This window comes from Ramlibacter sp. AN1133 (genome assembly GCF_037890035.1).
GTDB lineage: Bacteria > Pseudomonadota > Gammaproteobacteria > Burkholderiales > Burkholderiaceae_C > Ramlibacter.
Window position 1 is genome coordinate 132,205 of the sequence record NZ_JBBKTQ010000013.1, and the last position, 12,815, is coordinate 145,019.

The 12,815-nt window shown below is 71.7% G+C and carries 9 protein-coding genes; all 9 read right to left on the bottom strand.

The window, feature by feature from the left end; genetic code table 11:
• Nucleotides 1-5: 5 nt before the first annotated feature.
• The 9 genes from WG923_RS18740 to meaB all read right to left on the bottom strand — a co-directional run bounded on the left by WG923_RS18740 (nucleotide 6) and on the right by meaB (nucleotide 12,701).
• Nucleotides 6-929: an efflux RND transporter periplasmic adaptor subunit gene (locus tag WG923_RS18740; protein WP_340352505.1), complete on the bottom strand. Its 924-nt coding sequence runs from the start codon at nucleotides 927-929 to the stop codon at nucleotides 6-8.
• Nucleotides 929-2,839 carry a preprotein translocase subunit SecA gene (locus tag WG923_RS18745; RefSeq protein WP_340352506.1) on the bottom strand — a complete coding sequence of 637 codons (1,911 nt, stop codon included), beginning with the start codon at nucleotides 2,837-2,839 and terminating at the stop codon, nucleotides 929-931. Before WG923_RS18745 ends, WG923_RS18740 begins: the two co-directional genes overlap by 1 nt.
• A complete protein-coding gene (locus tag WG923_RS18750; RefSeq protein WP_340352507.1) occupies nucleotides 2,836-4,995 on the bottom strand; it encodes a PqqD family peptide modification chaperone in 2,160 nt (719 codons plus the stop codon). The genes WG923_RS18745 and WG923_RS18750 overlap by 4 nt, the downstream gene beginning before the upstream one ends.
• Nucleotides 4,974-6,182, bottom strand: coding sequence for an efflux RND transporter periplasmic adaptor subunit (locus tag WG923_RS18755; protein ID WP_340352508.1), 1,209 nt, complete (start codon nucleotides 6,180-6,182; stop codon nucleotides 4,974-4,976). Before WG923_RS18755 ends, WG923_RS18750 begins: the two co-directional genes overlap by 22 nt.
• 494 nt (nucleotides 6,183-6,676) lie before the next feature.
• A complete protein-coding gene (locus tag WG923_RS18760; RefSeq protein ID WP_340352509.1) occupies nucleotides 6,677-7,159 on the bottom strand; it encodes a VOC family protein in 483 nt (160 codons plus the stop codon).
• 67 nt (nucleotides 7,160-7,226) lie between these two features.
• Nucleotides 7,227-9,275, bottom strand: a complete 2,049-nt coding sequence (locus WG923_RS18765; protein WP_340352510.1) for an acetyl/propionyl/methylcrotonyl-CoA carboxylase subunit alpha — start codon at nucleotides 9,273-9,275, stop codon at nucleotides 7,227-7,229.
• Between the two features lie 7 nt (nucleotides 9,276-9,282).
• Entirely contained in the window at nucleotides 9,283-10,122 is an 840-nt protein-coding gene (locus WG923_RS18770) for a hypothetical protein (protein ID WP_340352511.1), read from the bottom strand.
• Nucleotides 10,123-10,127: 5 nt separating this feature from the next.
• The gene (locus WG923_RS18775; RefSeq protein ID WP_340352512.1) at nucleotides 10,128-11,660 is read right to left on the bottom strand and encodes an acyl-CoA carboxylase subunit beta; all 1,533 of its coding nucleotides are present in this window, start codon (nucleotides 11,658-11,660) and stop codon (nucleotides 10,128-10,130) included.
• A 36-nt stretch (nucleotides 11,661-11,696) separates the two neighbouring features.
• Nucleotides 11,697-12,701, bottom strand: coding sequence for a methylmalonyl Co-A mutase-associated GTPase MeaB (meaB, locus tag WG923_RS18780; protein ID WP_340352513.1), 1,005 nt, complete (start codon nucleotides 12,699-12,701; stop codon nucleotides 11,697-11,699).
• Nucleotides 12,702-12,815 lie beyond the last annotated feature (114 nt).

Sequence of the window (12,815 nt, forward strand, 5' to 3'; positions counted from 1 at the left end):
AGGCCTCAGAGGCGCGGTGCCGCCCGCCCGGTCGCGGAGCCGGGCATCCGGATCTCGGTGGGCCCCATGGCCGGAACCTTGGGCGGCGCGACCTTCGGCGCCGCCGCGTCCGGCCCCACCAGTTCGGCCTTGCAGCGCAGCCCCGCCGGCAGCTTGTTGTCGGCGTTGGGCAGGGCGAGGCGCGCGCGGAAGGTGTTGCTCGCGCCCTCGATCACCTTGTCCACCAGCGCCACCCGGGCCAGGCGCGGCTGCGCGCCGGGGAATTCGGGCGTGATGCGCATCTCGATGCCCCGGCTCACGACAGGGTACAGGCTGGCCGGCAGCACCACCTCCACCCGCAGCGGGTCGATCACGGCGATGCGGAACATGGGCTTTTCCTCGACGCGTTCGCCGGCGGACATGTAGCGGTCGGCCACCACGCCGTTGCTCGGGCTGCGGATCGTGCGCAGCCCCAGCTGCGCCTGCGCGAGCTCGTGTTCGCGCTGGTAGATGTCGCGCTGTTCGCGCGCCTGCACCAGCCGGTTCTCCGCCACGAGCGATTCGGCGCGCGCCTGTTCCAGCGCCTGCGGAGAGATGAATTCCTGCCGCGCGAGGTCGACGGCGCGCGCGAGTTTCTGGCGCGCCAGTTCCGCGTTGGCTTCGGCGGCCTTCAATTCGCCCTGGGCCTGCGCGCGGCCCTGCGCCACGTTCACGGACACCTTCTCGACGTCGGCCCGCAGCATGGCGAGCGGCTGGCCGGCGCGCACGCGGTCGCCGCGTTCGACCAGCACCTGCTCGATGACGCCGACGACGGGGCTCCCGAGGTCGGAGACGCTGAACGGCTCGATCAGGCAGCCCAGGGGCTGCGGTGAGGTGATGGCCGGCCCGGCCTGCGCGATCTGGGCGAGCAGCATGCCCGCGGCCAGGAACGATCGTCCCATCCAGTTCATCAGGATCCCCAGCGACTGAAATTCAGTTCGCGTTCTTCGTTTTGCGCGAGCTGCGCGAGTCTTGCACGTTGCTGCTTGCGCGACCAGCCCTCGAGCGCCTGCGCCGCCCGAAGGCTGGCGCCGGCCAACAGGCGGTGCACCATGGGTCGCCCCAGTGACATTTGCCACGCCCTGGGCAGCCGCCGCTGCAGCAGCGGGAAATCCAGCGCCAGCATGGTTTCGCAGCTTCCGGCCTGCCCCTGCCGGCCGGCGCGGCCCAGGAACTGGCGGTCGATGCGCGGCGAGGCATTGAGCTGGCACAGGATCACGTGCAGGCCCCCGGCGGCCAGCACCGAGGGCGCCAGGCCGATGTGCGCGCCGCGGCCCGCCATGCTGGTGGCCACCGTGAGCCGGCCGGGCTGGCCCGCGGCGCCGATGATCTCGTTCTCCTCGCGGTCCTGGCGCGCGTTCAGCACCACGGGCTGCAGGCCGCGCGCGCGCAGCACCTGGGCCAGCGCCTCGGACTGCCGCACGCTCTCCGTGCCCACCAGCACCGCGCGGCCCGCGCCGCACAGCTGCTCGCAACGCCGGGCCACCGCATCCCACAGCAGCTGGCTGGTGGCGAACAGGCGCGTGGGCTGCACGGCCACCTGGCGCGGCGTGCGCGGTGGAACCCGCACGCTGCCCAGCCCGTACACGGAGCGCAGTTCGCCCGTGGAGCCGCGCAGCGTGCCGCTGATGCCGGCCAGCCGCAGGTAGCGCACGAAGAAGCGCTGGAAGGTGATCTGCGTGAGCGTGGCGTTGCGCTGCGTGAGCGCCACGCCCTCCTTGAGCTCCACCAGCTGGTGCAGGCCCCGGCTCCAGGCGCGGCCCGGCGACGTGCGGCCGGTGTTCTCGTCCACCAGGTGCACCTCGCCCTCGCGCACCACGTATTCGCGGTCGCGGTGCAGCAGGTGCGCGGCGTTGATCGCCAGTTCCAGCGTGGTCGCGCGATGCTGCGGGTGCCCGAGCAGCGGGTGCGCGTCGGTGGGCCAGGCGTGGCAGTGCGCCGCGCCGGCTTCGGTCAGGCGCGCATTGCCGGCCTCGACCACGTAGTCGCGGCCTTCGCGCAGGCCCTGCGCGACGCGCAGCGCGCGGCGCAGGAAGGCCTCCTCGGCCACCGTGGCGGCGGGCTGCGACAGCACCAGCGGCACCCGCGCCTCGTCGATCAGGATCGTGTCGGCCTCGTCGAGGATCGCCATGCACAGGCCGCGCAGCACCGGCTGCTGGCGCGCCATGGCGGCGCGCAGGCGCCGCTCCAGCGGCGACAGGTCGCCGGGGTGCAGCAGGCCGTCGCGCAGGTAGTCGAAGGCGAGCTCCTTGGCGGTGCAGTAGGTGATGTCGCAGGCGTAGGCCTGGCGGCGCTGCGCCGCGTCCATCGGCTGGGCGATCCAGCCCACCGTGAGGCCCAGGCGCCGGTAGAACACGGCGAGTTCCTGCGCGTCGCGCTGCGCGAGGTAGTCGTTGGCCGTCACCACGTGCACCGGCGAGCCGGCCAGGGCCGCGACGGCGGCCGCCAGCGCGATCGCCACGGTCTTGCCCTCGCCGGTGTCCATCTCCACCAGCCGCTGGTCCAGCAGGGCCTGGGCCGCCATGAGCTGCTGCCAGTAGGCCCGCACGCCCAGCGTGGGATGCATCAGGACGGCGGCGATGCGCAGGGCCTGCCGCAGCCAGTCCGCATCGCGGCGCGCGTGCGGCACCTCGCGCAGGCGCGCCAGTTCGGCCTCGGCCGCGATGCCTTCCAGCGATGCATGCAGCTCGCGGGCGGAGGCAGCCAGCCCCGCGCGGCGCCAGCGCGAAGGCCGGCGCAGCTCCTCGATGGGCAGCCGCATCTGGGGATAGGGCCCCCACACGAGGCCGGGGAAGGGCCAGGGACTGGTGTGGCTGCTCATACTCGCCCGGTGGGACTGAATTGCTTGAGGAACAACCGCCGCCCCTGCGCCAGCCACTGCAGGCCGAGCGGCTCCGGCGGCAGCACCAGCTTGACCCAGGCCCGGCCGCCGATCGCGGAAGCCTGCAGGCCCGGCACTTCGGCGTCGAGCAGGAACACCGGCACGCGCGTGCGCACGCCGTTCGCATCGGCCGGATCCACCGGCACCGGCCCGCCGAAGCGGTCGCCCAGCGCGGGCGCGGGCAGTTCCAGCGTGGCGCCCGGCGTGGCCGCGGCGAGGCGCCCCGGGTACTCCTGCCAGGGCGTGTCGGCCAGCCGCACTTCGAGAGCGCGGACGCGGTCGCGCGTGCGCAGGAAGTCGTCTTCCAGCAAGGCCACGCGCACGTGCGCCGGGCCGTCCGTCAGCACGTGGCCCAGCATGGCGCCCCGCTTGACGAAGCTGCCCGGCAGGTCCTGCGGGCGCGCCCACACCACGTCGCCGGCGAGTTGCGCGCGCACTTCGAGCTGGCCCAGTTGCTCGTCGGCGCGGGCGAGCTCCGCCTCGTTGCGCAGCAGGTCTTCCGCGACTTCGGCCGCCCGCGCGGGCTGCTGCAGCAGGGCCGCGTACTGCTGCGCGAGCAGGCCGGAACGCTCGGAGGCGAAGCGCTGGCGCGCCGCCGCCAGCACCGGGTCCTGCAGCACCACCAGCACCTGGCCGGCCTGCGCGGCGCCGCCTTCCGGCACTTCCAGCCGCTCGACGAAACCGGCCGCACCCGCGCGCAGCTGCGCCTGTTCGCTGGGCCAGACGATGCCGCGCGCCACCACCTGGTGCGGGGCCGGCAGCACGAACAGCAGCAGCGCGAGCCCGCAGAGCACCGCGCCGGCCGCGCGCAGCGAGCGGCGGCGCCCCAGCGCGTCGGCGCCCTCGCCCAGCGCCCAGCGCCACACCACGCGCGCGCCCCAGGCCAGCAGCGCGAAGGCCGCCAGCCAGCCCAGCACCCAGGACTGCTGGCCGACCCAGAACACCAGGCCCAGCATCAGGACCACGCGGTACACGGCGGAGGCCGGCGCATACGCGGCCAGCCACTTGGCCTCGCCCGGCGCCAGCAAGGGCACCGACGCGGACGGTGCCGCGCCGATCCACGCGCGCCAGCGGCGCGACCACCAGGCCTGGCTGCGCAGCGCGAGGTTGGGCAGCTGCAGCGCGTCGCACAGCGCGTGGTAGCCGTCGAAGCGCACCAGCGGATTGGCGTTGAACAGCACCGTGGAGACCGAGCAGATCAGGACGATCACCAGCATCGTGTCGCGCACGGTGCCGGGCGACAGCGCGAGCCAGGCCGCCAGCGCCAGGCAGGCCAGCGCGATTTCCACCAGGATGCCGGCGGCGCTCACCACCAGGCGGCGGCGCGGGCAGGCGAAGGCGTTGGCGGCGCTGGCATCCACGTACGGCGCGGGGGTCAGGAAGATCAGCGACACGCCCATGTCGCGCACGTCGCCGCCGTAGCGGCGCACCGCCAGGCCGTGCCCGAGTTCGTGCACCAGCTTGATCAGCGGATAGACCAGCCACGCGATCAGGTAGTTGGAGGGCGTGGCGAACACGCGCCGCGCATCGGCCTGCAGCTCGGGCCAGTTGGCGCCGGCGGCCAGCAGCGCCAGCAGCACCGCGGCCAGCCAGGCCGCCAGCACCGCCGGCCGGAACAGCGCGCGGCCCAGCGGCGCCAGCGCATCGAGCAGCCGCCCCGGGTCGAACAGCGGCAGGCGCAGCATCAGCGGGTTCATCATGCCGCGCCGGCGCTGCCGGACGTCCTGCTCGCGGCGCGCGAACAGCAGCGACAGGTGCGGCGCGGCGTCGAAGCGCAGCATGCCGCCGCGGAACAACTGCGCCAGCAGGCGCAGCACCTCGTCCTGCGTCGGCGCATCCTCGCGGTGCTGCGCGAGCTGGCGCTGCCACAGTTCGTCGAGCGTGGCGTGGCCGTCGAAGCGCGCGACGAGCGCGTAGGCCGCGGGGTTCAGGCGCAGCTGGCGCCCCGCCCCCGGCTCCACCAGCACGTGCCAGGGCTGGCCGCGCACCTGCTGGCGCACGACGCGCAGGCCCGGCACCAGGCTCGCACGCAGGGCCGCCACGCGGTGCCAGGCACTGCTCACCAGCGGCTGGTTCACCACGGCGTGACCTTCCACCAGGCCAGGCGCAGCCAGTCCACCGCGCGGTGCGCGAGCAGCCAGCCGAGCGCACGCGAGCCGGTCTCCACCTTGGCCACGCCGCTCAGGCCCGGGCGCAGCTGCGGCGGGGTCTGCTCCAGCGCGGCCTCCACCTCGAAGAAATTGCGCCCGTCGGCCGCGGACGCGACCGGGACGATGCGCCGGGTCGTGAAGACCAGCGTGCGATCGGGCTGGGCGGCCAGCGCCAGTTCGCCGCGCTGGCCGGGGCGGATCGCCGCCACGTCGGATTCGTCGACTTCGAGGATCAGGCGGAAGCTGTCGTTCGGCGCCAGCACCATCAGCACCTCGCCGCGCTGCACCGGGGCGCCGAGGTTCTGGCTCAGGTCGCCCTTGATCACGATGCCGTCGAAAGGCGCTTCGATGCGCGCCCGTTGCAGCTGCGCCTCCACCAGCGACAGCATGGCCTGGGCCTCGGCGGCCTTGGCCTGCAGGGTCACCATCTGCGTGCGGTCGGCGCGCGACTGGGCGGCGCGATAGGCGTTCTCGTGCTGGCGCAGTTCGCTTTCGCGCCGGCGCCGCTCCAGGTCGAGGTCCTGCGAGGCGAGCTCGGCCAGCACCTGGCCGGCCTTGACGCTGTCGCCGGGACGCACGTTGGCCTGCTGCAGGAAGCCGTCGGTGGCCGCGACCACCGCGCGCTGCACGGCGCCTTCCAGCCGCGCGGGGGCGCTCACGCGCCAGGGCACGGGCACCGCCAGCACCAGCGCGAGGACCAGCACGACGCCGCCTGCGACCTTGGTGCGGCGCGCCGGATGCGCGAGCGCGGCGCGCGCTTCGCGCCGCAGCCGCGCGTGCCAGGGCAGCGCCAGCTGCCGCTTCATCTCGAAGACCGGGCCGCACAGGCGGGCCACGTCCCCCAGCTGCGCGAGTTCGGGCAGCGAGAACGGCGGCGCGGCGCGCTCGAGGGTGATGGCGCCGACGATGCGGGTGCCCTCCACCAGCGGCAGGCTGCACACCGCGCCGGTCTCGGCCAGCTGGCGCTGCGCCAGCGTGATGAAGTCGTGGCCGGAGGGCGCCGGCCAGGCCACGGCCTCGGCCTGGTCGATCGCCTCCTGCATCGCGTCCAGCAGCGCCACGGCGCCGGCCTGGCCGGCTTGCAGGTCGGCCGGATGGGAGCTGCCCGCCAGCGTCAGGCCTGCTTCAGACAACAGCCCGACTGACGCGCGGGTACAACGGAATGCCTCGCCCAGCTCCACCCCGAAGGCCGCAGCGGCCTCCGGCAGCGACGCGCGAGCAAGCGCCGCCCCCAGCGGGCGCAGGAGCGCTTCGGGGGTCGGCACCGAGGGGAAACTGCGCTGGGGCGGCGAAGCAAAGTCCATCTTGTTACAGATTCAGACAATTGTCGCCGCCTCGACCGTGGATGGCGAGGGCAAATTCCCGGGCCGCGCCAGCCGGGGGCTGGCGTCCGCCGCGCGGTCGTCGCCCTTCTGGCCACCACTGCCAGAGGTTGTCGAGATCGTTTGATCTGCGACCGGTCACCCCTTGGGGCGCCGTCTCCGGTTGACGCCGCGCCGATCGGGCCGGACCAGCCCGTGGCTGTCCGTGCGAGGCGGACGGTCACGTCCTGGTCCGGGTCGGAGGCAACCGGCGAACCGCGGTAGCCATCGGTCGCCCTTCTGGCCCTCGGCGAAGAGCCCTCTACTTAAGCCGGCATGCGGGCCAGGGCCTCGAAGGCCCGCACGACCTCCGCCGGCGCCTGCACCAGTTCGATCAGCACGCCCTCGCCGCCCACCGGGTACTCCTCGTTGCCCTTGGGATGGACGAAGCAGATGTCGAAGCCGGCGCCGCCGCGGCGGATACCGCCGGGGGCGAAGCGCACGCCCTGCGCCGTGAGCCACTCCACCGCGCGGGGCAGGTCGTCGATCCACAGGCCGATGTGGTTCAGGGGCGTCGCGTGGACGGCAGGCTTCTTGTCCGGATCCAGCGGCTGCATCAGGTCGACCTCGACCTTCAGCGGCCCGGTGCCCAGCGCACAGATGTCCTCGTCCACGTTCTCGCGGTCGCTGCGGAAGGTACCGGTGACCTGCAGGCCGAACAGCTCCACCCACAGCTTCTGCAGGCGCAGCTTGTCGGGCCCGCCGATGGCGATCTGCTGGATGCCCAGGACCTTGAAGGGACGTGTCATTCGAAAACCTCCCCCAGGCTCCGCAAGCGGAAGGGGCGAGCGCCTTCGGGCGGCCGTGCGGCGCTCCTCATTGGAATTCCACGATCGGTTGATCCACGGCGAGCGACTCGCCCTTGGCCGCCAGCACCTTGCCCACCACGCCGTCGGCGGAGGCGAACAGCACGTTCTCCATCTTCATGGCCTCGATCACCGCGAGGCGCTCGCCGGCCTGCACCTTCTGCCCCGGCTGCACGGCGATGTCCACCAGCAGGCCCGGCATGGGCGACAGCAGGAAGCGGCTCATGTCCGGCGGAGCCTTGAAGGGCATCAGCGCGAACAGTTCGGCCGCGCGCGGCGCCAGCACCATGGTGTCCAGCCGCGTGCCGTTGTGCTCCACCCGCAGCGCCAGCGGGTTCTTGGCCGCGCCGCGTTCCACCTGCGCCATGAAGGACTTGCCGTCCACCGTGCCGCGCATGCGCGGCGCGCCCAGGTGCCAGCTGCTGCAGATCTCGTACGAGCGGCCGTTGGTGTCGACCACCGCGGAGCCGCTCTTCACGTCGAACTCGCGCACCTTGGCCGGCTGGTGCTGGTGCTTGCCGGCGGCATCGAGCTTGACCACCACGTACTCGTCGCCGATGGTGAACTCGTGGCCCCGCATCTGGCCGCTGATGCCGGCCGAGCGCTCCAGCGCGCGCCGGTTCGCGTACGCCGCGAGCGCCACGAGGAAGTCCGGGTCGTCGTGCCTCACGTCTTCGGCCTTGAAGCCGCCGGCGTAGTGCTCCGCGATGAAGCCGGTGTTGAAGTCGCCGGCCACGAACTTCGGGTGCGCCAGCAGCGCCGCCTGGAAGGGGATGTTGCTGGAGATGCCGCGGATCACGAAGCCGTTGAGGGCCTCGCGCATCTTGGCGATCGCGTCCTTGCGGTCGGTGCCGTGCACGATCAGCTTGGCGATCATCGAGTCGTAGTACATCGGGATCTCGCCGCCATCGGCCACGCCCGTGTCCACGCGCACGCCGTACAGGTGCTCGGTGTCCGACGCCCACATCGACGGCTGCGGCGGCTGGAAGCGCACCAGCCGGCCCGTCGAAGGCAGGAAGCTGCGGAACGGGTCCTCCGCGTTGATGCGGCACTCGATCGCCCAGCCATTGCGCTGCACGTCGGCCTGCGTCATCGGCAGCTTCTCGCCGGCCGCCACGCGGATCATCAGCTCCACCAGGTCCACCCCGGTGATGCACTCGGTGACCGGGTGCTCCACCTGCAGGCGGGTGTTCATCTCCAGGAAGTAGAAGCTCTGGTCCTTGCCGACCACGAATTCCACCGTGCCCGCGCTCTGGTACTTCACGGCCTTGGCCAGCGCCACGGCCTGCTCGCCCATCGCCTTGCGCGTGGCATCGCTGATGAAGGGCGACGGCGCCTCCTCGATCACCTTCTGGTGGCGGCGCTGGATCGAGCATTCGCGCTCGTTCAGGTAGACCACGTTGCCGTGCGCGTCGCCCAGCACCTGGATCTCGATGTGGCGCGGCTCCTCGACGAACTTCTCGATGAACACGCGGTCGTCGCCGAAGCTGTTGCGCGCCTCGTTGCGGCAGGAGGTGAAGCCCTCGAAGGCCTCCTTGTCGTTGAAGGCCACGCGCAGGCCCTTGCCGCCGCCGCCGGCGCTGGCCTTGATCATCACCGGGTAGCCGATGTCCTTGGCGATGCTCACCGCCTGTTCGGCCGTCTCGATCGCGTCGTTGTAGCCGGGGATGGTGTTGACGCGCGCTTCCTTGGCCAGCTTCTTGGAGGCGATCTTGTCGCCCATGGCGGCGATCGAATAGTGCTTGGGCCCGATGAAGACCAGGCCCTCCTCCTCCACCCGCCGGGCGAACTCCTCGTTCTCGGACAGGAAGCCGTAGCCGGGGTGGATGGCCTGCGCGCCGGTCTTGCGGCACGCCGCCAGGATCTTGTCGGCCACCAGGTAGCTCTCGCGCGAGGGCGGGGCGCCGATGTGCACGGCCTCGTCGGCCAGGGCCACGTGGCGCGCGTCGCGGTCGGCGTCGGAGTACACGGCGACGGTCTGGATGCCCATCTTGCGGGCAGTCTGGATGACGCGGCAGGCGATCTCGCCCCGGTTGGCGATCAGGATCTTCTGGAACATGGCGTGGTCACTTGGCGGGTTGCGGGGCGGAGGCGGCGGGCACGGGCGACGAGCGGAACAGCACGAAGGAGCTGACGCCCTGCACGAACCGGTCCGAGGCCTTCAGGGCGGCCGCCCGGCAGGCGTCGGCCTTCAGGTCGCGGCAGGGGAACACCTGCGAGAACTCCAGCAACGCCGAGTCCTGCGACACCAGGTAGCGCGTCACGCCCACCGAACGCAATTGCTTCGCGGTTTCGTCGGTATGGGTGCGATAGGGGAAGTTGGCATCGGCCACCCGGTTCGGAACGATGCGCTCCAGGCCCTCGCCCACGCCGGTCTGGATGCGCGCGAACTCGACGCCGCGCGCCTCCATGGCCTTGCGCTGCTCGGGGCTGCGCGGCTCCCAGGCCTTGAGCACCGACTCGCGGTCGTGCGGGCGGTCCTGGCGCAGGCGCGTGACCACCACCGTGGAGACCGGCCCGAGCGGGTCGACGGTGGTGCCTTCGGGGCCCGGCACGAACATCACGTGCGAGGTGCCGACCTCCTTGCCCTGCGCGATCACGACGGCCTCGCGCACCGACACGACCTTCTCGTCGAGCACCTGCGGCAGCTTCATCATCAGGCCCGACACGCCGGAGCGGTACTCGCCGCCCTCGAACTGGTAGGCGCCCTGGGGCAGCGGCTTGAACTCGCGCCTGCTCTCGCCGGGCTTGCCGGCCACGGGCACGATCTGCTCCTGCAGGACCTTGCCGAGCGCCGGGCCCTGGGCTGCCGATGCGGCGGCCTGCGGCTTGGCGGCCTGTTGCTGCGCTGCGGCCGCGGCGCAGGCGAGGAGGACGAAGGCGGCGGCGGCGCGGGAGTACATCATGGTCTTCACAGCGGAATGTTCCCGTGCTTGCGCCACGGGTTCTCCAGTTTCTTGTCGCGCAGCATCACGAGCGAGCGGCAGATGCGCTTGCGCGTCTCGTGCGGCAGGATCACGTCGTCGATGAAGCCGCGGGCGCCGGCGACGAAGGGGTTGGCGAAACGTGCCTTGTACTCGGACTCGCGCGCCGCCAGCTTGGCCGGGTCGCCCTTGTCCTCGCGGAAGATGATCTCCACCGCGCCCTTGGCGCCCATCACCGCGATCTCCGCGTTCGGCCACGCAAAATTCACGTCGCCGCGCAGGTGCTTGGAGCTCATCACGTCGTAGGCGCCGCCGTAGGCCTTGCGCGTGATCACCGTGATCTTGGGGACCGTGCACTCGGCGTACGCGTACAGCAGCTTGGCGCCGTGCTTGATGATGCCGCCGTACTCCTGCGAGGTGCCGGGCATGAAGCCGGGCACGTCGACGAAGGTGACCACGGGGATGTTGAAGGCGTCGCAGAAGCGCACGAAGCGCGCCGCCTTGATCGAGCTCTTGATGTCCAGGCAGCCCGCCAGCACCAGCGGGTTGTTCGCCACGATGCCCACCGTCTGGCCTTCCATGCGGGCGAAGCCGATCACGATGTTCTTGGCGTAGTCCGGCTGCAGCTCGAAGAAATCGCCGTCGTCCACCGTCTTGGCGATCAGCTCCTTCATGTCGTAGGGCTTGTTGGCGTTGTCCGGCACCAGCGTGTCGAGCGAGAAGTCCATGCGGTCGACCGGGTCGTTGCTTGGGCGCACCGGCGGCTTCTCGCGGTTGTTCAGCGGCAGGTAGTTGAACAGCCTGCGCAGCATCATCAGCGCCTCGACGTCGTTCTCGAACGCGAGGTCCGCCACGCCGCTCTTCGTCGTGTGGGTGCCGGCGCCGCCCAGTTCCTCGGCCGTCACCTCCTCGTGCGTCACCGTCTTGACCACCTCGGGGCCGGTCACGAACATGTAGGAGCTGTCCTTGACCATGAAGATGAAGTCCGTCATGGCCGGCGAGTACACCGCGCCGCCTGCGCAGGGGCCCATGATCATCGAGATCTGCGGGATCACGCCGGAGGCCATCACGTTGCGCTGGAACACGTCGGCATAGCCGCCCAGCGAGGCCACGCCTTCCTGGATGCGGGCGCCGCCGGAGTCGTTCAGCCCGATCACGGGCGCGCCGACCTTCATGGCCTGGTCCATCACCTTGCAGATCTTCTCGGCGTGGGCCTCGGACAGCGCGCCGCCGAAGACGGTGAAGTCCTGGCTGAAGACGAACACCAGCCGGCCGTTGATCATGCCGTAGCCGGTGACCACGCCGTCGCCGGGGATCTTGTTGTTCTCCATGCCGAAGTCCGTGCAGCGGTGCTCCACGAACATGTCCCATTCCTCGAAGGTGCCTTCGTCGAGCAGCAGTTCCACGCGCTCGCGCGCCGTGAGCTTGCCGCGCTTGTGCTGCGCCTCGATGCGCCGCTCGCCTCCGCCCAGTCGGGCGGCGTCGCGCTTCTTCTCCAGTTGTTCCAGGATGTCGTGCATTTGTCTTTTCTCCGGTGTCTCTCTCGGGCCTGGACCTCAGGGATCGGTGCGCATGGCCTGCAGCAGTTGCCGCGCCGCGGTGGAGGCGGCCAGCCGGCCATGCTCCACGTCCTTGGTGATTTGCGGAAGCAGGGATTTCACCTGAGGGTGCTGACGGAACTCTTGCCGCAGCCCGCTCTCGATGCGTTCCCACATCCAGGCCAGCGCCTGCTGCCGGCGCCGCGCCGCCAGCCGGCCGCTGGCCTCCTGCAGGTTGCGAAAGCGCGTCACCAGCTGCCAGAACCTGTCGATGCCTTGCGCCTTCAGCGCGCTGAGCTGCAGCACCTGGGCATGCCACAGCGTCTCGTCGTGCTGCGCGTGCTCGGGCCGGCCGTGCTGGCCGAGGATGCGCAGCGCGCTGGTGATCTGGGCCTGGGCGCGGGTGGCGGCGTCGTGGTCGATGTCCGCCTTGTTGATCACGACCAGGTCCGCCAGCTCCATCACGCCCTTCTTGATCGCCTGCAGGTCGTCGCCCGCGTTGGGCAGCTGCAGCAGCACGAACATGTCCGTCATGCCGGCGACCGCCGTCTCGCTCTGGCCCACCCCCACCGTCTCGACGATCACGAGGTCGTAGCCCGCCGCCTCGCACACCAGCATCGCCTCGCGCGTCTTGGCGGCCACGCCGCCCAGGGTGCCGCTGGAGGGGCTGGGGCGGATGTAGGCCTGCGGGTGCACGGAGAGCTTCTCCATCCGCGTCTTGTCGCCGAGGATGGAGCCGCCCGAGAGCGAGGACGAAGGGTCGATCGCGAGCACGGCGACGCGGTGGCCCTGCGCGATGAGCGCCAGCCCCAGCGCTTCGATGAAGGTGCTCTTGCCCACGCCGGGCACGCCGCTGATGCCGAGGCGGAAGGACTGGCCGGTGTGCGGCAGCAGCTGCGTCAGCAGTTCGTCGGCGCGCGCACGGTGGTCCGCGCGCGTGGACTCCAGCAGCGTGATCGCCTTGGCGATCGCGCGGCGCTGCAGCGGGCCGGGGCCACCGAGGATGGGGGACTTCAGGTCCATGGGCCTTGCTCCTCCCCCCTCCGGGGGGAGGCGGGGAGGGGGGCACGCATGGCGCGCATTCGGGCGACGGAGCGGGCGCCCCCCCCCCCCCCCCCCCCCGCGCGGCGGGCGCCC

Excerpts from the sequence above, each read along its gene's own strand:
- WG923_RS18740 (WP_340352505.1), bottom strand. The coding sequence starts at position 929 with ATGAACTGGATGGGACGATCGTTCCTGGCCGCGGGCATGCTGCTCGCC.
- WG923_RS18745 (WP_340352506.1), bottom strand. The coding sequence starts at position 2,839 with ATGAGCAGCCACACCAGTCCCTGGCCCTTCCCCGGCCTCGTGTGGGGG.
- WG923_RS18760 (WP_340352509.1), bottom strand. The coding sequence starts at position 7,159 with ATGACACGTCCCTTCAAGGTCCTGGGCATCCAGCAGATCGCCATCGGC.
- WG923_RS18765 (WP_340352510.1), bottom strand. The coding sequence starts at position 9,275 with ATGTTCCAGAAGATCCTGATCGCCAACCGGGGCGAGATCGCCTGCCGC.
- WG923_RS18770 (WP_340352511.1), bottom strand. The coding sequence starts at position 10,122 with ATGATGTACTCCCGCGCCGCCGCCGCCTTCGTCCTCCTCGCCTGCGCC.
- WG923_RS18775 (WP_340352512.1), bottom strand. The coding sequence starts at position 11,660 with ATGCACGACATCCTGGAACAACTGGAGAAGAAGCGCGACGCCGCCCGA.
- meaB (WP_340352513.1), bottom strand. The coding sequence starts at position 12,701 with ATGGACCTGAAGTCCCCCATCCTCGGTGGCCCCGGCCCGCTGCAGCGC.